The sequence below is a fragment of the Inquilinus sp. Marseille-Q2685 genome (assembly GCF_916619195.1).
Lineage (GTDB): Bacteria > Pseudomonadota > Alphaproteobacteria > DSM-16000 > Inquilinaceae > Inquilinus.
Window position 1 is genome coordinate 49853 of record NZ_CAKAKL010000004.1, and the last position, 19175, is coordinate 69027.

The 19175-nt window shown below is 69.4% G+C and carries 19 protein-coding genes; 14 read left to right on the forward strand and 5 right to left on the reverse strand.

All coding sequences use genetic code 11. The features are described from left to right. Positions 1-1011 carry a GntR family transcriptional regulator gene (locus tag LG391_RS20300; protein ID WP_225769867.1) on the reverse strand — a complete coding sequence of 337 codons (1011 nt, stop codon included), beginning with the start codon at positions 1009-1011 and terminating at the stop codon, positions 1-3. Positions 1012-1372: 361 nt separating this feature from the next. Between LG391_RS20300 and LG391_RS20305 the strand changes: the two genes are divergently transcribed. The 11 genes from LG391_RS20305 (at position 1373) to LG391_RS20355 (ending at position 11959) form a co-directional block, all read left to right on the forward strand. Next, positions 1373-2446: an ABC transporter ATP-binding protein gene (locus LG391_RS20305; protein ID WP_225769868.1), complete on the forward strand. Its 1074-nt coding sequence runs from the start codon at positions 1373-1375 to the stop codon at positions 2444-2446. A gap of 34 nt (positions 2447-2480) precedes the next feature. Continuing rightward, a complete protein-coding gene (locus LG391_RS20310) occupies positions 2481-3365 on the forward strand; it encodes an ABC transporter permease (protein WP_225769869.1) in 885 nt (294 codons plus the stop codon). Positions 3366-3368: 3 nt separating this feature from the next. Then, positions 3369-4220, forward strand: coding sequence for an ABC transporter permease (locus LG391_RS20315; protein ID WP_225769870.1), 852 nt, complete (start codon positions 3369-3371; stop codon positions 4218-4220). Continuing rightward, entirely contained in the window at positions 4217-4963 is a 747-nt protein-coding gene (locus LG391_RS20320; RefSeq protein WP_225769871.1) for an SDR family NAD(P)-dependent oxidoreductase, read from the forward strand. The genes LG391_RS20315 and LG391_RS20320 overlap by 4 nt, the downstream gene beginning before the upstream one ends. 8 nt (positions 4964-4971) lie before the next feature. After that, positions 4972-5730: an SDR family NAD(P)-dependent oxidoreductase gene (locus tag LG391_RS20325; RefSeq protein ID WP_225769872.1), complete on the forward strand. Its 759-nt coding sequence runs from the start codon at positions 4972-4974 to the stop codon at positions 5728-5730. Positions 5731-5801: 71 nt separating this feature from the next. After that, a complete protein-coding gene (locus LG391_RS20330; RefSeq protein WP_225769873.1) occupies positions 5802-7037 on the forward strand; it encodes a PotD/PotF family extracellular solute-binding protein in 1236 nt (411 codons plus the stop codon). Between the two features lie 26 nt (positions 7038-7063). After that, positions 7064-8161, forward strand: coding sequence for an ABC transporter ATP-binding protein (locus LG391_RS20335; RefSeq protein ID WP_225769874.1), 1098 nt, complete (start codon positions 7064-7066; stop codon positions 8159-8161). Positions 8162-8188: 27 nt separating this feature from the next. After that, positions 8189-9070, forward strand: a complete 882-nt coding sequence (locus tag LG391_RS20340; RefSeq protein ID WP_225769875.1) for a polysaccharide deacetylase — start codon at positions 8189-8191, stop codon at positions 9068-9070. A gap of 211 nt (positions 9071-9281) precedes the next feature. Then, positions 9282-9602 (forward strand): hypothetical protein, encoded by a 321-nt coding sequence (locus LG391_RS20345; protein ID WP_225769876.1) that lies wholly within the window; start codon positions 9282-9284, stop codon positions 9600-9602. After that, complete coding sequence (locus LG391_RS20350) at positions 9599-10654, forward strand: GTP-binding protein (RefSeq protein WP_225769877.1); 1056 nt, start codon at positions 9599-9601, stop codon at positions 10652-10654. Before LG391_RS20345 ends, LG391_RS20350 begins: the two co-directional genes overlap by 4 nt. An 81-nt stretch (positions 10655-10735) precedes the next feature. Further along, positions 10736-11959, forward strand: a complete 1224-nt coding sequence (locus tag LG391_RS20355) for a PotD/PotF family extracellular solute-binding protein (RefSeq protein WP_225769878.1) — start codon at positions 10736-10738, stop codon at positions 11957-11959. A gap of 111 nt (positions 11960-12070) precedes the next feature. Here the strand turns inward: LG391_RS20355 and LG391_RS20360 are convergent, their stop codons facing one another. The 3 genes from LG391_RS20360 to LG391_RS20370 all read right to left on the reverse strand — a co-directional run bounded on the left by LG391_RS20360 (position 12071) and on the right by LG391_RS20370 (position 15010). Continuing rightward, on the reverse strand, positions 12071-13405 hold the full coding sequence (locus LG391_RS20360) for an ATP-binding protein (protein ID WP_225769879.1): 1335 nt from the start codon (positions 13403-13405) through the stop codon (positions 12071-12073). Next, positions 13402-14115 carry a response regulator gene (locus tag LG391_RS20365; protein WP_225769880.1) on the reverse strand — a complete coding sequence of 238 codons (714 nt, stop codon included), beginning with the start codon at positions 14113-14115 and terminating at the stop codon, positions 13402-13404. Before LG391_RS20365 ends, LG391_RS20360 begins: the two co-directional genes overlap by 4 nt. Before the next feature lie 595 nt (positions 14116-14710). Then, on the reverse strand, positions 14711-15010 hold the full coding sequence (locus tag LG391_RS20370) for a hypothetical protein (RefSeq protein ID WP_225770215.1): 300 nt from the start codon (positions 15008-15010) through the stop codon (positions 14711-14713). Between LG391_RS20370 and LG391_RS20375 the strand changes: the two genes are divergently transcribed. Genes LG391_RS20375 through LG391_RS34950 form a run of 3 tightly spaced genes read left to right on the forward strand, consistent with a single transcriptional unit; the run spans position 14940 to position 18164 of the window. After that, a complete protein-coding gene (locus tag LG391_RS20375) occupies positions 14940-16298 on the forward strand; it encodes a cytochrome P450 (RefSeq protein WP_255646772.1) in 1359 nt (452 codons plus the stop codon). The genes LG391_RS20370 and LG391_RS20375 overlap by 71 nt on opposite strands. Continuing rightward, entirely contained in the window at positions 16291-17238 is a 948-nt protein-coding gene (locus tag LG391_RS20380) for a lysophospholipid acyltransferase family protein (protein WP_225769881.1), read from the forward strand. The genes LG391_RS20375 and LG391_RS20380 overlap by 8 nt, the downstream gene beginning before the upstream one ends. Before the next feature lie 35 nt (positions 17239-17273). After that, positions 17274-18164 carry a MucR family transcriptional regulator gene (locus LG391_RS34950; RefSeq protein WP_308013061.1) on the forward strand — a complete coding sequence of 297 codons (891 nt, stop codon included), beginning with the start codon at positions 17274-17276 and terminating at the stop codon, positions 18162-18164. 39 nt (positions 18165-18203) lie between these two features. Here the strand turns inward: LG391_RS34950 and LG391_RS20390 are convergent, their stop codons facing one another. After that, a complete protein-coding gene (locus LG391_RS20390) occupies positions 18204-19115 on the reverse strand; it encodes a LysR family transcriptional regulator (RefSeq protein ID WP_225769882.1) in 912 nt (303 codons plus the stop codon). Between the last annotated feature and the right edge of the window lie 60 nt (positions 19116-19175).

Sequence of the window (19175 nt, forward strand, 5' to 3'; positions counted from 1 at the left end):
TTACGGGCGCTCGGAGGTCTTGGTGAGATAGGGCGCGAGGTTGGCTGGCTCGGGGATCACCGCGAGAGTCTTCAGCCGGGCGACGGCGCGGCGTTCCGCCGCCTGCAGATGCGTCTCCAGCACCGCCGCCGCGGCCGGCCAGGCCTCCTGCGCCAGCAGCTCCAGCACCAGCCGGTGTTCGGTCAGGATCGGCTGGTCGTCGGCGATGCCGAGCGAGCGGGTGAAGGCGTGGGTGGCCAGGAGAGGCAGCTGGTTGTGACGCAGCGCGTCGGCCAGCCGGGCGTTCGGCGTCGCCAGCACGCAGCGGACATGCAGATCCTCCTCGATCGCGTCCATGGTCTCGGGCAGCGGCCCCGCCGCCTCTGCCCGGCGCAGCCGGTCCAGCATCGCCTCGATGTCGCCGCTCGGCAGCGACGGCGCGGCGCTGACCAGGGCCGGCGGCTCCAGCAGCCGCCGCATCTCGTAGAGGTCGCGGATCGCCCGGGCGGTCAGCGGTCCCGCGATCCAGTGCGAGCTGGCGTTCTTCTCGATCAGCCCGCGCTCCTGTAGCCGGCCCAGCACGTCGCGCACCACGGTGCGGCTGACGCCGAAATGGTCCGCCATCTCGGCCTCGACGATACGGTAGCGGCCAAACACCAGGCAGGAGGCGATCTGGCGCTCGGCAGTGGCATAGATCCGCTCCCACGAGGCGCGGGACTGCTGCGCCTCGTCGATCTCCTCCGCCGCCTCCAGGCCGAAGCCGCGGATGTCGGCGCGCAGCGGCGCCGCGCCGGCCGCTTCCGGCCCCACCAGATAGCCGCGGCCCTCGAAGCGGTGGATCAGCCCGTCCGCCTCCAGCCGCGCCAGCGCCCGCTGCACCGGGGCGCGGCTGGTCTGGAAAATCTCGGCGATCGGCCCCTCCAGCAGCACCAGCCCGGCCGGCAGCCGCCCGGCGCCGATCGACGCCCGCAGCGCGCGCTCGACGATCTCGTAGAGCCGCGGCGGGGGCGCGTTCGTCGCCGTGTCCGTCATGTCCTGCAGTAGCGCCGTCCCGGTGATCCTGGTCCTCTGATGGCCCCCGCGGCGCCCTGGCGCAAGACCCCGCTGCCCGTCGCGTGGGCGACGGCGCCACAAAAATGACTACCGCATACCCAGAACGACGCTCTCTCTCGCCACGCCTGCCCAGAAGTTGGAAAGAAGGGCTTATCAGGGCAGATAGGAACCAGATCGCACGGCATGGCGAAGCTTTCGACCACAACAAAAAGACTATTGCATACTAAAGTCATTTTTGACAGGCTTCCCGTGCTCCTCATCGACATCCGCGCAGCGGCGGCGCCGAACGACGCGGACGGGATGGCGGGCTCAGGGCACGGCTTGGGAGATTCGGGGACGCATGACTCTGCTCCTGGAACTGAGCGGCATCGCCAAGGCCTATAGCGGCGCGCCGGCGCTGAGCGACCTGTCGCTGGCGGTCGGCGCGGGCGAGTACCTGTCCATCCTCGGCCCCAGCGGCTCGGGCAAGTCGACCATGCTGCGGGTCGTCGCCGGCTTCGAGGCGCCGGATCAGGGCGACGTGCGGCTGGAGGGCCGGTCGATCCTGTCGATCCCGGCGCATGAGCGCGGCATCGGCTTCGTGTTCCAGGGCTTCGCCCTGTTCCCGCACATGACCGTCTTCGACAACATCGCCTACGGCCTGCGCCACCGCAGCCGCGATCCGGTCACCGACGAAGCACAGGTCCGGCGCCGGGTCGGCGAGGCACTGGAGCTGCTGGGCCTGACCGGCCTGGGCGCCCGCGCCGTCGGCCAGATCTCCGGCGGCCAGAAGCAGCGCGTCGCCCTGGCCCGCACCCTGGTCACGGACCCGAAGATCGTGCTGCTGGACGAGCCCCTGGGTGCGCTCGACGCCAATCTGCGCGAGCGGACGATGATCGAGCTGAAGCGCATCCAGGCGCAGCTCGGCGGCACCTTCCTGCATGTCACCGGCAACGAGCAGGAGGCGCTGGCCATGGGCCACCGCACCGCCGTGCTGGACCGCGGCCGGATCGCCGAGATCAGCCCGCCGCAGACGCTGTACAACCGGCCGGGGTCGGTCCGCGTCGCCCGCTTTCTCAACTGCTACAACATCTTCGAGGGCATGGTCGGCGACGGCGCCTTCCGCTTCGCCGACGCCACCCTGCCGCTGCCAAGCGACGCCGCCGCGGGGGCGGCCGCCTATTGCATCCGCGCCGACAAGGTGACGGTGGCCGAGGAGGCGGATCCGGCGGCGCCGGGCGAGGCAGCCCTGCCGGGCCGCTTCATCGCCAGCGAGTATTCCGGCGCCCGGGTGACCTACCTGTTCGACGTCGTCGGCAGCCGGCCGGTCGAGGTCGAATACCATCTAAGCCACCGCCGACCGAAGAGCTTCGACGCCGGGCGCCGCTACGCGCTGCGCTGGCCGGCGGCCGACGCCCTCGTGTTCCGCGGCTGAGGCGGGGGCATCGATGAGTGTCGGAGCGGAGATCATGACCGAGACGGCGCCGGCCCCGGCCGCGCGGCGGCGCACCGGACGGCGGGTTACGGCGCTGCTGGTTGCGCCGGGGGCCCTGTGGATGACCGCCTTCCTGGTCGTCCCGATCGCGATGATGGTCTATGTCAGCTTCTGGACCCAGAAGACCTTCACCATCGAGCCGACGCTGACCCTCAAGAACTGGGTCACCTTCTTCGGCACCTCGACCTATCTGTCGGCGCTATGGACCACGGTCCGGATCTGGCTGATCGTGCTGGCGACGACGCTGGCGCTGGGCTATCCGGTCGCGCTCTATATCGGCCTGTTCGTCCGCAACAAAACGGTCCAGACCATCTTGCTGGTGGTCTGCGTCGTGCCGTTCTGGACCTCGTTCCTGATCCGGGTGCTGGCCTGGCGCCCGATGCTGGGCACCGAGGGCGCGGTCAACATCCTCTTGATGAAGCTGGGCGTGGTGTCGGAGCCGGTGGCCGGCCTCCTGTTCACCGAGCTCAGCGTCGTCATCGGCATGACCCAGATCTACGTCGTGTTCATGGTCGGGCCGATCGCCTTCATGCTGTCGCGGATCGAGCCGAGCCTGATCGAGGCCGCGCGGGATCTCGGCGCCGGCACCGGCCGCATCTTCCGCACCGTGATCCTGCCGCTGAGCCTCCCCGGCGTGATCGTCGGTGCGATCTTCGTCTCGGTCATGGTGCTGGGCGAGTTCGCCACCGCCGCCGCCCTGTCCGGCCGCAAGGTCAACATGCTGGGCAACATCATCGTCACCCAGGTCGGGTCGCTGAAATGGGCCTTCGCCGCCGTGGTCGGCGTGATCCTGACCGTGGTGATGGGCATCGTCGTCGCCGGGCTGCTGCGCCTGGTCGACCTGCGGAAGGAGCTGTAGGCCATGCAGGGGCAGCCGCTTCTCCGCACCGCGCTGATGGCCTTCACGGCGCTGTTCATCGTCTTCCTGTACGGTCCGCTGGCGGTGCTGGCGACGCTGAGCTTCCAGGCCGGGCCCGAGGGCGGGCCGCAATTCCCGATCATCGAATGGTCGACCTACTGGTACCAGCACCTGTTCGGCTGGGCCCCGCCGTCCCGCGTGGCGCCGCTGCCGATCGGCGACGCGCTGGTGCGGTCCCTGACCCTCGCCTTCATGACCATGGTGGTGGCGACGGTGCTGGGCACCCTGTCGGCCCAGGCCTTCCGGTCGCGCTTCCGCGGCTCCGGCATCGTCTTCTACCTGATCGTGCTGGGCATGATGGTGCCGGGGGTGCTGGTCGGGCTGGGCGTCGCGTTGGTGGCAAACGAGCTGGGCATCCCGCGGGCCTGGTGGGGGACATCCTTCGTCACCCATGTGGTCTACACCTTCCCCTTCGCCTTCCTGGTCATGCTGGCAATCTTCAACCGCTTCGACCGGTCGATCGAGGAGGCGTCCTGGAGCCTGGGCGTCAGCCCCGCCCGCACCTTCCGCAAGGTCACCTTCCCGCTGATCTTCCCGGGCGTGCTGAGCGCGATGCTGTTCGCCTTCACCCTGAGCTACGACGAGTTCCCGCGCACGCTGTTCACCGCCGGCGGCGGCCAGACCCTGCCGCTGACGATCTACGGCACCTTCTCGGTCGAGATCCATCCGAACATCTTCGCCTTCGGGGTGCTGACCACGCTGTTCTCCTTCGCCCTCCTCGCCGTCTACGGCGTCTTGATGGCCCTGTCGGTCCGTCGGGCCAAGCGCATGGCGATCCAGGAGGAGGTGCGATGAGGGCGCTGGCCGACCACGTCGCCATCGTCACCGGCGCCGCCAGCGGCATCGGCAGGGCGATCGCGGAGCGGCTGGCGAATGCGGGCGCCGCGGTGCTGATCGCCGACCTGCACGCCGACCGGGCCGAGGCGGTGGCCGCCACGCTGCGCGCCGCCGGCGGCCGGGCCGAGGCGGTCGGCGCCGATGTCTCGGACGCCCATGCGGTGGAACGGATCTTCGCGGCCGGACGAGAGGCGTTCGGCGACTGCACCCTCCTGGTCAACAATGCCGGCCATGTCCACCAGTCGCCCTTCGAGGCGCTGGCGGTGGCCGACTGGGACCGGATGATCGCGGTGCATCTGCGCGGCACCTTCCTGTGCTGCCGCGCCGCCCTGCCGGCGATGCTGGCGGCCGGCGACGGGGTGATCGTCAACATCGCCTCGCAGTTGGGCCAGATCGGCGGCGTCGACCTGGTCCACTACAGCGCCGCCAAGGCCGGGATCATCGGCCTGACCAAGGCGCTGGCGCGCGAGGTCAGCGCCCGCGGCGTGCGGGTCAATGCGGTGGCGCCCGGGCCGATCGAGACCGAGCTGGTGCGTGCCCTGTCCGAGGAGTGGCGGGCGGCGAAGAGGGCGCAGCTGCCGCTCGGCCGCTTCGGCGCGCCGGAGGACGTGGCCGAGACGGTGGCCTTCCTCGCCTCCCCCGCCGCCGGGATCTATGTCGGCCAGACGCTGGGGCCTAATTCCGGCGACGTGATGCTGTAGGAGGAATGATGACCCGGAAGGTTGCCCTGATCACGGGAGCGGGCATCGGCATCGGCCGGGCCACGGCGCTGGCCTTCGCCGGCGCCGGCCATCACGTAGTCGTGACCGACGTGCTGGAGGCCGAGGGCCGCGCCACCGCCAAGGCGATCGGCGACGCCGGCGGCAGCGGCGAGTTCCAGCCCCTCGACGTCACCGACACCGAGCGGGTCAACGCCGTGGTCGCCGATGTCGAGGCGCGGCACGGCGCCCTGGACGCGCTGGTGGCCAATGCCGGCATCGCCCATCGCGTGCCGCTGTCGCAGATGACCGACGCCAAATGGGACCACACCTTCGACGTCGACCTGAAGGGCATCTTCCGCGTCGTCCGCGCCGCCCTGCCCGGCATGCGCACCCGCGGCCAGGGCGCCATCGTCGCCCTGTCCTCGATCATGGGCGTCGCCTATGGCTGGGACGAGCACGTCCACTACTCCGCCGCCAAGTCCGGCGTGGTCGGGCTGGTGCGCGGCCTGGCGGTGGAGCTGGCGCGCAGCGGCATCCGCGTCAACGGCATCGCACCCGGCTACATCCGCACCGCCCAGGCCCTGTCGCGCGAGCATTCGCTGGGCCCCGAGGGGCTGGAGAAGGCGGCCGCCTTCATCCCCATGGGCCGGGTCGGCGAGCCGGACGACATCGCCGACGTGGCGCTGTTCCTGGCCTCGCCGGCGGCCCGCTACATCACCGGCCAGACCATCGTGGTCGATGGCGGGCTACTGGTCGGACGCTACTGACAAACGAATCTTGGCGGCCCCGCTGAGAAGGGCCGGTTTCCGGGTGGTTTTCACGAAACGGGAGACTTCGCATGGCACAGTTTCCGAGCCTGAGCCGCAGGCAGATCCTGCAGGGCACGATCGGCGCCACCGCCCTGGCGATGGGCGGCGGCACGCCCTTCCTCGATTCCCGCCGCGCCTACGCCCAGGCCGGCGCCCTGGCCAAGGAGCAGTTGCGCACCATCGGCCTGTCGGTCACCGTGCAGGATCGCATCCTGGCCGATTTCCAGAAGGCCTCCGGCGTCGGCGGCACCCAGGGCACGGCGGCGACCTTCCCCGACGCCCAGACCAAGATCCTGTCCGGCGCCACCGACTACGACTGCTGGGAGGTGATCGGCGAGCGGCTGCCCTCGGTGGTGCAGACCAACAACGTCACCGCCATCCCGGCCTCGGCGCTGAAGAACTGGGCCAATATCCGCGACACCTTCACCAAGCCGGACCCGAAATGGCCGCGCGGCGCCCAGATCGTCGGCCAGATCTGGAAGGACGAGGCCCAGACCGAGCTGTGGATGGTGCCGGCGGTCTACAACTACGATTCCATCGGCTTCAACCCGTCGGTGCTGTCCGACGAGGAGGCCAACACCTGGACCGCGATCTTCGACCCGAAGTTCAAGGGCAGGTCCGGGCTGAACACCGACCCGCTGATCGCGCTGGGCCAGGCGATCATGGCGATGAACTCGCTCGGCCTCTCCTCCGTTCAGAATCCAGGCAACCCGAGCCAGGCCGAGATCGACGAGGCGATGAAGTTCCTGGTGTCCAAGAAGAAGGAAGGCCAGTTCCGCGCCCTGTGGGGCGATTTCGGCGAGCTGGTGAACCTGATGGCGTCGGGCGAGATGGTGGTGTGCGACGCCTGGCAGCCGGCGGTGATGGCGGTGAAGGCCCAGGGCAAGCCCTGCCGCTACGCCGTGCCGAAGGAAGGCTACCGCGCCTGGGCCATCGGCGTGTCGCTGATCGCCAGCTCGCCGAACCAGGCGGCGGTGACGGCCTATGCCGATTACTGGCTGTCCGGCCCGCCGGCGATCACGGTGTCGGAGCAGGGCTACTACTCCCCCACCACCAACATCAAATCGGTGATGGCGCCGGAGAAATACGGCTTCTGGTACGAGGGCAAGCCCTGGGTCGGCGCGCCCGACCGCGGCATCAAGGAAGGCGACCTGCGCGACGGCGGCTCGCTGGAGACCCGGGCCTCGCATGTCGCCTACTGGCACCAGTGGCCGGACGAGTACGACCACGTGATCCAGAAATGGGACGAGTTCCTGAACGCCTGAGGGCGCGCGGATCGGAGGAACGCAGGATGACCTACGATCTCGAGCTCGTCGGCGTCGGCAAGACCTACCCGGACGGCACGCCGGCGGTGGTCGATTTCGACCTGCAGGCGGCGAAGGGGGAGTTCATCTCCTTCGTCGGTCCCTCCGGCTGCGGCAAGACCACGACCTTGCGGATGATCGCCGGCTTCGAGGACATCAGCGCCGGGGAGGTGCTGGTGCGCGGGCGGCGGATCAACGACCTGCCGCCCGAGCGCCGCCCGACCTCGACCATCTTCCAGAACTTCGCGCTGTTCCCGCACATGACCGTGCGCCAGAACATCGAATACGGCCTCAGGATGAAGGGCCTGCCGGCGGCGGAGCGGAGGGCCAAGGCCGACCATATGATGCAGGCGTTGGACTTGGCCGACATCGCCGATCGTCGCAGCGCCGGCCTGTCCGGCGGCCAGCGCCAACGCACCGCGCTCGCCCGCGGCCTGGTGGTGGAGCCCGACATCCTGCTGCTGGACGAGCCGCTGGGCGCGCTGGACGCCAATCTGCGCAAGTCGATCCAGGCCGAACTGAAGCTGCTGCAGCGGACCATCGGCATCACCTTCGTCTTCGTCACCCATGCCCAGTCCGAGGCGCTGGCGCTGTCGGACCGCATCGTGGTGATGAACCGCGGTCGGGTGGAGCAGATCAGCCCGCCCGAGGAGATCTACCGCCGGCCGAAGACCGAGTTCGTGGCCCGCTTCATCGGCCGCAACACAGTTCTGCCGGGCCGGCTGGAGGCCAAGGACGGCGCCGTGGCCCGGGTCGGCACCGGCTTCGGCCCGCTGCACGGCACCTTGAACGACCCGACGCTCAAGGTCGGCGACGCCGCCGCGGTGGTGGTGCCGTCCGAGGCGATCGACGTGGTCGGCGCCGCCGGGGCCGCTTCGCTGGCCGGGCGCGGCGACACCCTGCCCGGCCGGCTGATCGGCCAGGCCGTCACCGGCCATGCGCTGCACCTGACCATCGGTCTCTCGGACGGCCGCGAGATCGGCGTGGAGAGCCATGTCGACAAATACGCCGCCGGCTGGTCGGGCGAGGAGATCGTGCTCGGCTGGCAGCCGGGCGAGGCGACCGTGATCCGGGCGGCCGCGTGACCGGCGCCCCAGAGAGGAGGAAGTGCGATGGCGAAGGAAATCCTGTGCGGCTTCGGCGTCGATGTCGACGCGGTGGCCGGGTGGCTCGGCTCTTATGGCGGCGAGGATTCGCCGGACGACATCTCGCGCGGCCTGTTCTCCGGCGAGGTCGGCAGCCCGCGCCTCCTGAAGCTGTTCGACCGGCTGGGGATCAAGACCACCTGGTTCATCCCCGGCCATTCGATCGAGACCTTCCCGGAGCAGATGAAGGCGGTGGCTGAGGCCGGGCACGAGATCGGCATCCATGGCTACAGCCACGAGAACCCGATCGCCATGACCCCGGCGCAGGAGGAGGAGGTCCTCGACAAGTGCATCGAGCTGGTGACGCAGCTGTCCGGCCGCCGGCCGACCGGCTATGTCGCGCCGTGGTGGGAGTTCAGCGCGGTCAGCAACGAGCTGCTGCTGAAGAAGGGCATCAAGTACGACCACTCGCTGATGCACAAGGACTTCGAGCCCTATTACGTCCGCGTCGGCGACAGCTGGACGAAGATCGACTTCGCCAAGAAGCCGAGCGAGTGGATGGTGCCGCTGAAGCGCGGCGTCGAGACCGACCTGATCGAGATCCCGGCCAGCTGGTACCTCGACGACCTGCCGCCGATGATGTTCATCAAGAAGTCGCCGAACAGCCACGGCTTCGTGAACCCGCGGCATATCGAGGAGATGTGGCGCGACCAGTTCGACTGGGTCTACCGTGAATACGACTACGCCGTGTTCCCGATCACCATCCACCCGGACGTCGCCGGGCGGCCCCAGGTGCTGCTGATGCTGGAGCGGCTGTACAACCATATGATCCGCCACCCCGGCGTGCGCTTCGTCACCATGGACGAGATGGCCGACGACTTCGCCCGGCGGAACCCGCGGAGGAAGTAGAGGAGCTCTTGGATGGGCCGGAGCCGCCCCCTCACCCGAAATCGCTGACGCGATTTCGACCTCTCCCCGAGGAGAGGTGTAGGGGCCCCGGCTCCTATTCCCCTCTCCTCGAGGAGAGGGGGGGGGCCCGACGCCGAAGGCGGCGGGAGGGTGAGAGGGTGGCGCCGTCTCTCCGCCCGGCTTTGCCATAGACCAGAAGGAAGAGGACACCATGTGCGGCGTGTGCGGCGTGCTCGGCGGCGAGGAGCACTGGACGGCGGAATCCGCCCGGCCGGAGGTGTTCGGCGCCGGCCGCACCCGCCGGGCCGAGCGGCTGCACCGCGCCGCCGCGGCCAACCGGATCCTGGCGCTGTTCGGGCTGCGGCTCGACGACTGGCAGGGCACCGCCTTCGTGCTGAGCGGCCCGACCGGCAAGCGCGAGATCGTCGACGCGCTGCCGGCGGTGTGGGAGGCGGCGTCGCGGCTGCTGGGCCGCAGGATCGACCCGCTCGACCCCGCCCTGCTCGACCGCATCGCCGGGGGCGGACGATGAGCGAGGCGATCCCGGTCAACGTCCTGACCGGCTTCCTGGGCAGCGGCAAGACCACGCTGCTGCGCCACATCCTGGCCGACCCGGCCTTCGCCGGCTGCGCCGTGCTGATCAACGAGTTCGGCGAGGTCGGGCTGGACCACCACCTGCTGCAGGCGGTGGACGAGGACGTGGTGCTGATGCAGAGCGGCTGCATCTGCTGCACCATCCGCGGCGACCTGGGCCGCGCCATCCGCGGCCTGTACGACCGGCGCGAGGCCGGGACCATCCCCGCCTTCGGCCGGCTGATCGTCGAGACCACCGGCTTGGCCGACCCGATCCCGGTGCTGGCCACGGTGATGAGCGAGCCGGTGATCCGCCACCATTTCCGCCTGGGCAACGTGATCGCCACGGTCGATGCGGTGAACGGCTTGGCGCAGCTGGACCGCCAGCCCGAGGCGGCGAAGCAGGCGGCGGTGGCCGACCGCATCCTGGTCACCAAGACCGACCTGGCGACGCCCGAGGCCGTGGCGGCGCTGGAGGCGCGGCTCCGGGCGATCAACCCGGCGGTGCCGCTGTGGCGCTCCGCCAACGCCCCGCCGCCGGCGGAGGAACTGGTCGGAAGCGACGCCTTCGACCCCGCCACCAAGCCGGCCGAGATCCACCGCTGGTTCGACCTGGCGCGCGGGACGGGCGCCGGCCACCATCACGCCCATGACGCCAATGGGCACGACGTCAACCGCCACGGCCCGGAGATCGGCGCCTTCGTTCTGGAGGTCGAGGACCGTGTCGACTGGACCGTGTTCGGCCTGTGGCTGACCCTGCTGCTGCACAGCCGCGGCGACGACGTGCTGCGGGTCAAGGGGCTGCTGCGCGTCGCCGAGGTCGACACGCCGGTCGTGGTCCAGGGCGCGCAGCACATCGTGCATGCGCCGAGCCATCTGGAATCCTGGCCGGACGGCGACCGGCGCTCGCGGCTGGTGTTCATCACCCGCGGCATCGCCCGGGCCGAGATCGAGCGCTCCTTCGCCGCCTTCCAGGCCGCCTTCGCCGAGACCGCCCCCGTCGCCGCATGACCCGGGGAAACGGACCCTCCGCCGCACTGGCCAGCCACCGGCAAATCCGCTTCTAATACGACTTCGCCCGGGGGACGGACCATGGCCGCGGACGCAGCCGATACCGTGTTGAGCAAGCCGGCGCTGCACACCGAGGGCCGGCCGCATCTGCGCGTGCTCGGCACCGAGATCACGCTGCTGGACAGCATCCGCGAACGGGCCGAGGCCGACCTCGGCATCACCGTCAGCTACGAGACGCTGGATTTCCTGGGCGCACAGCAGAAGGCGGCGACCCAGCCCGGCGCCTTCGACATCTACGACCAGTGCTTCCACAACCTCGACATCGTCTGGTTCTGGAAGGCGATCCAGCCGATCGACACCACCCGCATCGCGCATTGGGGCGAGGTCAACGACCTGACCAAGACCGGGCGGCTGAGCGCCGACGCCATGATCGGCCGCGGCGACGCGCCGGTGAAGAAGCTGTACGTCCAGCCCGACCGGTCGCTGGGGCCACAGCCGTCGCGCCACATCAGCATGCTGCCGGCGGTGCACAATGTCGACGCCTTCGCCTACGACCCGACCGTGGTGCCGCCGGGGCAGCCCTATGAGACCGAGAGCTGGGGCTGGCTCCTGGACGAACGCTGGCGCGGCCGGGTCGCCCTGGTCGACGAGCCGGCGATCGGCGTGTTCGACGCGGCGCTGGCGCTGCAGGCCCGCGGCGAGGCCAGCTTCGCCGATATCGGCAACATGACGCTGGCGGAGATCGACCGGCTGATCGACCTGCTGGTCGCGCGCAAGCGCCAGGGCCATTTCTGCGGTTTCTGGCAGACCATGGCCGACGCCAAGCGGCTGATGGCCGACCACCGCGCGGCGATCCAGAGCAGCTGGGCCCCGGCCGCGGTCGCCCTGTCCGGCCTCGGCGTGCCGGTGCGCGAGGCGGCGCCGCGCGAGGGCTACCGCGCCTGGCATGGCGGCCTGTGCATCGCCGCGCCGCTGTCCGGCCGCGCGCTCGACGTCGCCTACGCCTATCTGAACTGGTGGCTGTCCGGCTGGCCCGGCGCGGTGATGGCCCGGCAGGGCTATTACATGTCGATCCCGAAGCGGGTGCGCCCGTTCCTGGACCCGGCGGAATGGGACTACTGGTACGAGGGCAAGCCGGCGGCCAAGGACCTGGAGGGCACCGACGGCCGGGTCGCGGTCAGGGCCGGCGCCGTGCGCTCCGGCGGCTCCTATTGGCGCCGCGCCAGCCGCATCGCCGTGTGGAACACGGTGATGGACGAGCACAACTATCTTGCCCGCCGGTGGTCGGAGCTGACGGCGGAGTGAAGCTGGCGACGTCGTCGGAGTCCTTCCCGGGGGCGACGGGTCAGCCGCCTTGCGGCCCAAGAGGAAATGTGATTGCGGTGGCGGACGCTCTCCATAGAGGCCGCCGGCGGCCTATTCCCGCGGCAGCGTCAGCCGCGCCGTCAGGCCGTGGGGCTGGCGATTGACCAGTTCCAGGCTCCCGGAATGCGCCTGCACGATCTCCTTCACGATCGACAGGCCGAGGCCGACGCTGCCTGCACGGCCGGACCGGGTCGGATCGAGCCGGACGAAGGGCTCGATCACATCCTGCAGATGCTGGCCGGGGATGCCGGGGCCGTCGTCCGTCACCTCGATCACGATCGTGCCGTCATGCCGGACGGCCGCGCCGACCGTCACCTCCTTGCCGAAATGGGAGCCGTTCTCGATCAGGTTGGTCACCGCCCGCGTGATGGCGTTCGGCCGGCAGAAGGCCTGGATCTGCGGGGGGCCGTCATAGCGTATGACGACGCCGCCCTCCTCGAACTCGTCGCAGAGGGTCGACAGCAGCGCCCCGAGATCGAGCCATTCCTTCTCTTCGCGCTCGAAATGGCCGCTCAGGAAGGCCAGTGCGGAGGTAACCATCGACTGCATCAGGTCGACGTCCCGGATCAGCTTGCCGCCGACCATCTCCGCCCGCCCGGTCTGGAGCTGCAGCCGCATCCGGGTCAGCGGCGTGCGCAGATCGTGGCTGATCGCCGCCAGCATGCGCGTGCGATCCCGGATCGAGCGGGCGATCCGCTCCTGCATCAGATTGAAGGCGCGCGTCGCCAGCCTGATCTCGTGAGGCCCTTCCTCACGGATCGGTGCAACGGCGATCTCGCCGCAGAAGCTGTCGGCCTTCTCCGCCAGGCGGCGGAGCGGACCGATCACCCGGGACAGGGCCCAGGCCGACATCGACGCGACGGCGACGCTGAGGAACAGCAGGGTGCCGATGAAGGGCAAGGTGACCGGCGAGAACCGCGGGGGAGGCCGCGGCGAGACGCTCTCGGTCCGGATCTCCAGGATCTGATCGTCGATCACGGCCAGGACCTGGATGTCCCCGGACCGGTCGGTGCCGGCGACATCGCAGGAGCGCACCGTCGCGTCGGTCATGAGGCTGCGAAGCTGGGCATCCAGCACCGCCCGCATGCCCTTCGCCTCGGGCCGCAGCCCCGTGCAGAGAACCGCCGCGGAGGCCAGCCGGACCGACAGGCCGCGCTCCGTCGCCGCGGCGGCGATCAACGCCCGGTCCGCCTGGGGGACGGCGTGGATGCTTTCGATCAAGGCGGCGATCCGGAACGCGTCCGGCCATGGCCATGGCGGCGGTGGCGGGACGGGCGGATCGTGCGTCAGCAGCAGGGCCAGGAACAGCAGGAAGGTCAGCGCCGACGCCCCCGCATTGATCGCGAGGATCTGGCCGAGCATCGTGCCGATCAGGCGCCGGATCATTCGGCCAGGACACGCGGCTGGAAGACGTACCCGTCCGATCGCACGGTCCGGATGATCTCCGCGGCGAGATCGTCATTGGCGAGCTTGCGTCGCAGCCGGCTCACCAGGATATCGACGGACCTGACGGCGATGGCGAATCCTTCGCCGCGGGTCAGGCTGATCAGCGTGTCGCGCGACAGCACCTCGCGCGGGTGCTGGCAGAAGGCGAGCAGCAGATCCGCCTCGGCCCCCGTCAGCGGGACGCGCAGCCCGGCCGGGGACCGCAGGAAGCGTCGCTGCGGGAAGAAGGCGAAGCCGGAGAATCGGTACGCCGCTTCCGTCTGGCGCGGCCGCCCCTGCGCCGGAAGTGGCCGGCGCAGCACCGCCCGGATGCGGGCGAGAAGCTCGCGCAGATCGAACGGCTTGCAGATGTAGTCGTCAGCGCCGAGTTCCAGCCCGACGACGCGATCGGTCGGCTCGGATAGGGCTGTCAACATGATGATGCGGGGTCCGTTCGCGGCGGACAACCGACGGCACAGCGCGAGTCCATCCTCGCCCGGCAGCATCAGATCAAGCAGGACAAGGTCGATTTCATCACTCGCCAGCACTGAGGCAGCATCTTCGGCGCTTGCGATCGCGGTCGTCGCAAGACCATTGATCCGCAGGAAGCGCTCAAGCGGACCGCTGATCTCGGCATCATCCTCGACAATCAATATATGAGCCAAAGCCATTTCGCTTTCCCCTGAATCTTCCTCCCCCGTTATGATTAAATACTAGTATTTAATTTTCGAGAAACAGAGAGCCCCAGTTCTCCTCTGCTCGCTTCGAATTGACTTCTTGTATAGCACGAAATATCTCCTTCAAAATCAGATTTTTATAGGAATTTATACACCATAGAACTCCAAATCTCCGGAGCCAATTGAATCACATCTTCCTCATATCAGGTTATGACTAAAATCTAGAAACTCTATATCAACATTTAAATAAATTTATGTTCGACGCCATCGCGGCTCCATCATAAAATCCGACATATGGGTCAACGAATAGATCGTCAGAGAAATACCCCGCTATTCTCAATTCATGCCAAAAACTACTTCGGACGAGGAGGAGGAGAACGGCCGTTCTTTTTCGTACCCATTGCATCTTTATGCTGCGGCCCAGATCAGGTGCGGACCAATACATCTGCCTAACTCTACTTTTGATTGCTGAACAGACTAATCCACAACAGCTGCGTTGGGCAGAGCCCGGCTGCATGCCCGCGAATCGTCGGGCCAAGCGGCGCCTGCACTGGAGGGGTGATGACAACCTTTCTGATCATCTGGGCCATCATCGGCCCTTCCCTTGGCCTCCTGGCCGGCACCCTCCTTCGGCCGCCCTGAAACGGCCGCCGTCGCCCGTGTCGCGCAGCCGGACCTGCGAGATCGGCTCGCGGAACGCTCGTCTCGATGAAACCTTCGCGCCGTCCAGGCGAGATCCGCCGGAATCCCGAGCCATGCCGGAATTCGTCCCTCCATTTCCGCCACGCCCGAAGACATCGCCATCGATCCTTGAGCTTTTGCGGCTGAGGACGCTCGATTTCTTGAGCATCTGGGAAGAGAAGGCATTCGAATACCAGACGATGTCCATGCAGCTGCTGGCGCGGCAGATCTTCATCTGCAACAGTCCGGATTCGGTCCACCACGCCTTCGTGGGCCGGGCAGAGAACTTCCAGCGCAAGAGCCCGCAGATGCGCAATGCCCTGTCCCCGCTCCTGGGCGACGGGCTGTTCGTCAGCGACGGCGAGACCTGGCGGCGCCGGCGCCGCATGGTCGCACCGGTCCTGCACAGCGGACGCCTCGGGCAGTTCGCCTCGATCATGGTCGGGGCGGCCTCCGAGCTCGGCGGCCAGTGGGCCGCACTGCCTCCGGGTTCGACCGTCGACGCACTCAAGGCGATGGCCCAGCTGACGGCGGAGATCATCGGCCGGACGATCTTCGGCCGCACGCTCGGCGCCGAGCGCACGCGGGAGGTGGTCGAGGCCTTCAGCGAGTACCAGAGACACGCCGACCAGCGCGACCTCCTCTCCCTGCTCGGCCTCCCACTGTCCGTCCCACGCTGGCGCAGCGCCAGGATCACCCGGTCCGCGGCCAGGATCCACGCCATCCTGGACGAGGTGATCGCCGACCTTCGGGACAAGGACGACGCCGGCTCGGTGGTCCGGATGCTGATGCGGGAGGATCGGGGCGGAGCCCTTGATGCCGCGGCGCTGCGCAACGAGGCGGCCGTGCTGTTCATGGCCGGGCACGAGACCACGGCCAACTGTCTGGCCTGGGCCTGGTATCTGCTGTCCCAGGCACCCGAGGCCGAGGACCGGCTGCACCGGGAGCTCGATGCCGTGCTCGGCGGGCGGCCGCCCGCCCTCGCCGACGTGCCGCGCCTGGTCTACACCCGCGCGATCATCGAGGAGACCCTGCGGCTCTATCCGCCGGTGCCGCTGCTGGCGCGGGAGGCGGCGCGCGAGGACACCATCCGCGGCCGCCGGGTGAAGGCCGGCGCCCTGGTCATCGTCGTGCCCTGGCTGCTGCACCGGCATCGCCTGTTCTGGCGCGAGCCCGATCATTTCCGGCCCGAGCGCTTCCTGCCCGGGCACCCGGACGCCCCCCTGAAATACAGCTACGTGCCGTTCAGCGTCGGGCCGCGGACCTGCGCCGGCCTGTCCTTCGGCCTGACCGAGGCGATCGTCTGCCTCGCCACCCTGGCCCGCATGGTGCAGCTGCGGCTGGCGCCCGGCGCCGCGGTCGAGCCGGTGTGCCACCTGACGCTGCGCCCGGGGGACCGCCTGCCGATGACCGTGTCGGCCCGGAACGCCCGCCCGGCGACGGAGACGGATATCGCAGCGGTGGCAATGCCGTGCTGCCCGGTCGCCCGTGGCTGAGGCGCCGCCCCCGCTCTCCGCCGTCTGGGGCGGGGCCGAGGCCCGCGCGGCGTGGCGGCGCTACTGGCTGCGCGACACGGTCTCCGGCCTGTCCGACACCGCCTTGCACTACGGCCTGAAGGCGCTGCCGGTCGGGTTGTGCTCGGTGCTCGGCTGGTGGCTGGGCCAGCGGTTCGGCGCCCGCCATCGGGCGTGGCAGGCGCGGGCCCTGCACAACCTCCGGCGGCTGCGGCCGGATCTGGACGACGCCGCGGCCGCCCGCGCGGTCCGCCGGATGTGGGGCCATATCGGCAGCACCATGGCGGAGTTCTCCGTCCTGCCGCGGATCTGGGGCTCCGACCGCGTCGCCGTCGAAGGACTCGGCCATCTGGAGGCGGCGCGGGCGACGGGACGGCCGCGGATCGCCGCCGCCCTGCATCTCGGCAATTGGGAGATCGTCGGCCCGACCCTCCTGGCACTCGGCGAGAACGGCCTCGACGTCTACCAGCCGCCGCGCAACCGGTTCGAGCGCCGCATCGCCGACCGCGTGCGCCGCCGCTTCGCCGACCATCTGCTGCCCCCCGGACGGGACACGGCGCGGCGCCTGTACCGGGCGCTGGTCGAAGAGAAACGCGGCGTCGTGCTGTATGTCGACGAGTTCCAGGACCGGCGCGTCCACGCGCCTTTCTTCGGACGGCCGCTGCGGCTCGACGGCAATCTCGCGCGCGTCGTGCGCCTGGCGCTGATGGCCGACGCCGTCGTCATCCCGGCCTATTGCCTGCGGGAGGGGCACGGCCGGTTCTGCGTGCACATCCTGCCGCCGGTCCGGCTCGGCCCGCGCGCCGACCGGTCGGCCATCGCCCGGGGCGTGGCGCAGCTGGATTCGATCATCGCCGCGGTCGTCCGCCGCCACATCGAGCAGTGGTTCATGCTGCACGACCTGGTGCTGGACGAGACATGACCGGTCCTGCGCAGCGGCCGGAAGGAGGAACGCCAGTGACTGCAGCCGAGACGCTGGACGGGAGCGCGCGCCGTTCGGATGCGGCGAACGACGACGCTCCTGCCCCCGAGGCCTGGGAAGGCCGCGTGGCCGGATTGAAGCAGAGGGTCATGGCGCGGATCACCCGCAGCATCGAGCAGGCCGCGGGCCGCCTGCCGCCGGTCCCGCACGGGCGGCGGCGCCCGTCGCCGCAGAGGATCGACCGGCCGACCAGCCGGCAGCGCGAGGCAATCGTCCAACCCACAGGTGAGGTCTTGATCGTGACATCGAGCTACAGGTTCCGGGCCTTCGACGGGCTCATCCCGGAGGAGCTGGACGGCCATCTGCCCTTCGCCCCGGCCCGCACCGACCCGGCGGGAAGATCCGGGAGCCTCGACGATCCCGGCGTCCGCGAGCCGGCCGGGCCGGCGCCCACGCCCCTGGGGGCCGGCGCCGCCGCGCTGTCGGCGGGCCGCCCGGCATCCCCCGAGCTCGCGGCCGCGACGGCGGGATCGGGCGAGGGCCTGGCGGCGTGGACGGTCGAGATCGTCCTGGCCTATCTGGCCAAGAACACCATCGATCCGATCGACCTGCCCAGGCTGATTTCCGACCTGAACAAGACCCTCTGGCAGATTTCCGAGAAGGATGTCCCGTCGAAGGACGGAAGCCGGCCGGCGGTTCCGATCGCCAAATCGGTGATGCCCGACTACATCATCTGCCTGGAAGACGGCCGGCGCTTCAAATCCATGAAGAGGCACCTGAAGGCGACCTACAATCTCACGCCGGAGGAATACCGGGACAAGTGGGGCTTGCCGGAAAGCTATCCGATGATCGCGCCCAACTATGCCCGGCAGTGCTCCGAGCGGGCCAAGGTCCAGAAGCTCGGGAAAAGGCGGTCGGGAGGCTGAGAGGAGGCGACGGCAAGCCCGGCGCCGGGCTCCCCGGGATCAGCCGCCCGCCGCCAGCGCATGGAACGCCAGGCCGAGATGGTCGCGGAAGGCGCGGACGGCCGGGGTCATCGCCAGGTCGCGCTTCCAGGCCAGGCCGGCGTCCATGGTCGGCACCGGCTCGGCCAGGGCCCGCTTCTCGATCCGCTGCCCGTCCAGCGACCAGGGCCGGTAGACCATGTCGGACAGGATCGTCACGCCCATCCCGGCCGCGACCATGGAACGGACCGCCTCGACCGAGGAGGTCTGGAACACGATGTCGGGCTGATAGGGCGTGCGGTCCCAGTAGCGCTTGGCGGTGAAGGCGGCCTCGTCCACCGTCAGCATGATGTAGGGCTCACGCGCCACGTCGGCCAGCGACACGCGCTCCGCCTTCTGCAGCGGGTGGTCGACCGGCAGCCAGAGATGGCGGGCGGAGCGGAACAGCGTCTCCGCCGCGATCTGGTCGGTGTTCTCCAGGTTCGAGGTCAGCATCACCGCGAGGTCGAGCTCGTCGCGCACCAGCCCGTCCTCGATCGCGGTGCGGTGGGCCTCGCGCAGCTCGACCGTCACCCCGGGATGGGCGCGGCGGAAGCGGGCCAGGTAGGGCGGCAGGAAATAGCCGGCGACGGTGTAGGTGACGCCGACCCGCACCCGGCCCTCGACCGGCGCGGCGTCGCCGGAGACGCGCATCGCCTCGGCCACCGCCGCCGCGATCGCCCGGGCCTGAGGCAGGAAGCGCGCCCCCTCATGGGTCAGCGATACGCCGCTGGCATGGCGGAACAGGAGACGCGTGCCGAGCAGGTCCTCGAGCTGCCGGATCGCCGCCGTGACTGCCGATTGCGAGACGTTCAGCTCCACCGCCGCCTGGCTGATCTGGCCCAGTTCCGCCGCGGCGATGAAGTAGCGGACCTGGCGGAAGGAGAAGCTCAATCAGCACCTACAACCCTTAGGCGAGCGATATCGGAAAATCAAATATCGATCTGAAGAAGA

Coding starts and splice junctions, on each gene's coding strand:
- LG391_RS20355 (WP_225769878.1), top strand. CDS start 10,736: ATGGCCGCGGACGCAGCCGATACCGTGTTGAGCAAGCCGGCGCTGCAC.
- LG391_RS20340 (WP_225769875.1), top strand. CDS start 8,189: ATGGCGAAGGAAATCCTGTGCGGCTTCGGCGTCGATGTCGACGCGGTG.
- LG391_RS20305 (WP_225769868.1), top strand. CDS start 1,373: ATGACTCTGCTCCTGGAACTGAGCGGCATCGCCAAGGCCTATAGCGGC.
- LG391_RS20345 (WP_225769876.1), top strand. CDS start 9,282: ATGTGCGGCGTGTGCGGCGTGCTCGGCGGCGAGGAGCACTGGACGGCG.
- LG391_RS20325 (WP_225769872.1), top strand. CDS start 4,972: ATGACCCGGAAGGTTGCCCTGATCACGGGAGCGGGCATCGGCATCGGC.
- LG391_RS20310 (WP_225769869.1), top strand. CDS start 2,481: ATGACCGAGACGGCGCCGGCCCCGGCCGCGCGGCGGCGCACCGGACGG.
- LG391_RS20370 (WP_225770215.1), bottom strand. CDS start 15,010: ATGGACATCGTCTGGTATTCGAATGCCTTCTCTTCCCAGATGCTCAAG.
- LG391_RS20320 (WP_225769871.1), top strand. CDS start 4,217: ATGAGGGCGCTGGCCGACCACGTCGCCATCGTCACCGGCGCCGCCAGC.
- LG391_RS20335 (WP_225769874.1), top strand. CDS start 7,064: ATGACCTACGATCTCGAGCTCGTCGGCGTCGGCAAGACCTACCCGGAC.
- LG391_RS20330 (WP_225769873.1), top strand. CDS start 5,802: ATGGCACAGTTTCCGAGCCTGAGCCGCAGGCAGATCCTGCAGGGCACG.
- LG391_RS20360 (WP_225769879.1), bottom strand. CDS start 13,405: ATGATCCGGCGCCTGATCGGCACGATGCTCGGCCAGATCCTCGCGATC.
- LG391_RS20350 (WP_225769877.1), top strand. CDS start 9,599: ATGAGCGAGGCGATCCCGGTCAACGTCCTGACCGGCTTCCTGGGCAGC.
- LG391_RS20300 (WP_225769867.1), bottom strand. CDS start 1,011: ATGACGGACACGGCGACGAACGCGCCCCCGCCGCGGCTCTACGAGATC.
- LG391_RS20365 (WP_225769880.1), bottom strand. CDS start 14,115: ATGGCTTTGGCTCATATATTGATTGTCGAGGATGATGCCGAGATCAGC.
- LG391_RS20315 (WP_225769870.1), top strand. CDS start 3,369: ATGCAGGGGCAGCCGCTTCTCCGCACCGCGCTGATGGCCTTCACGGCG.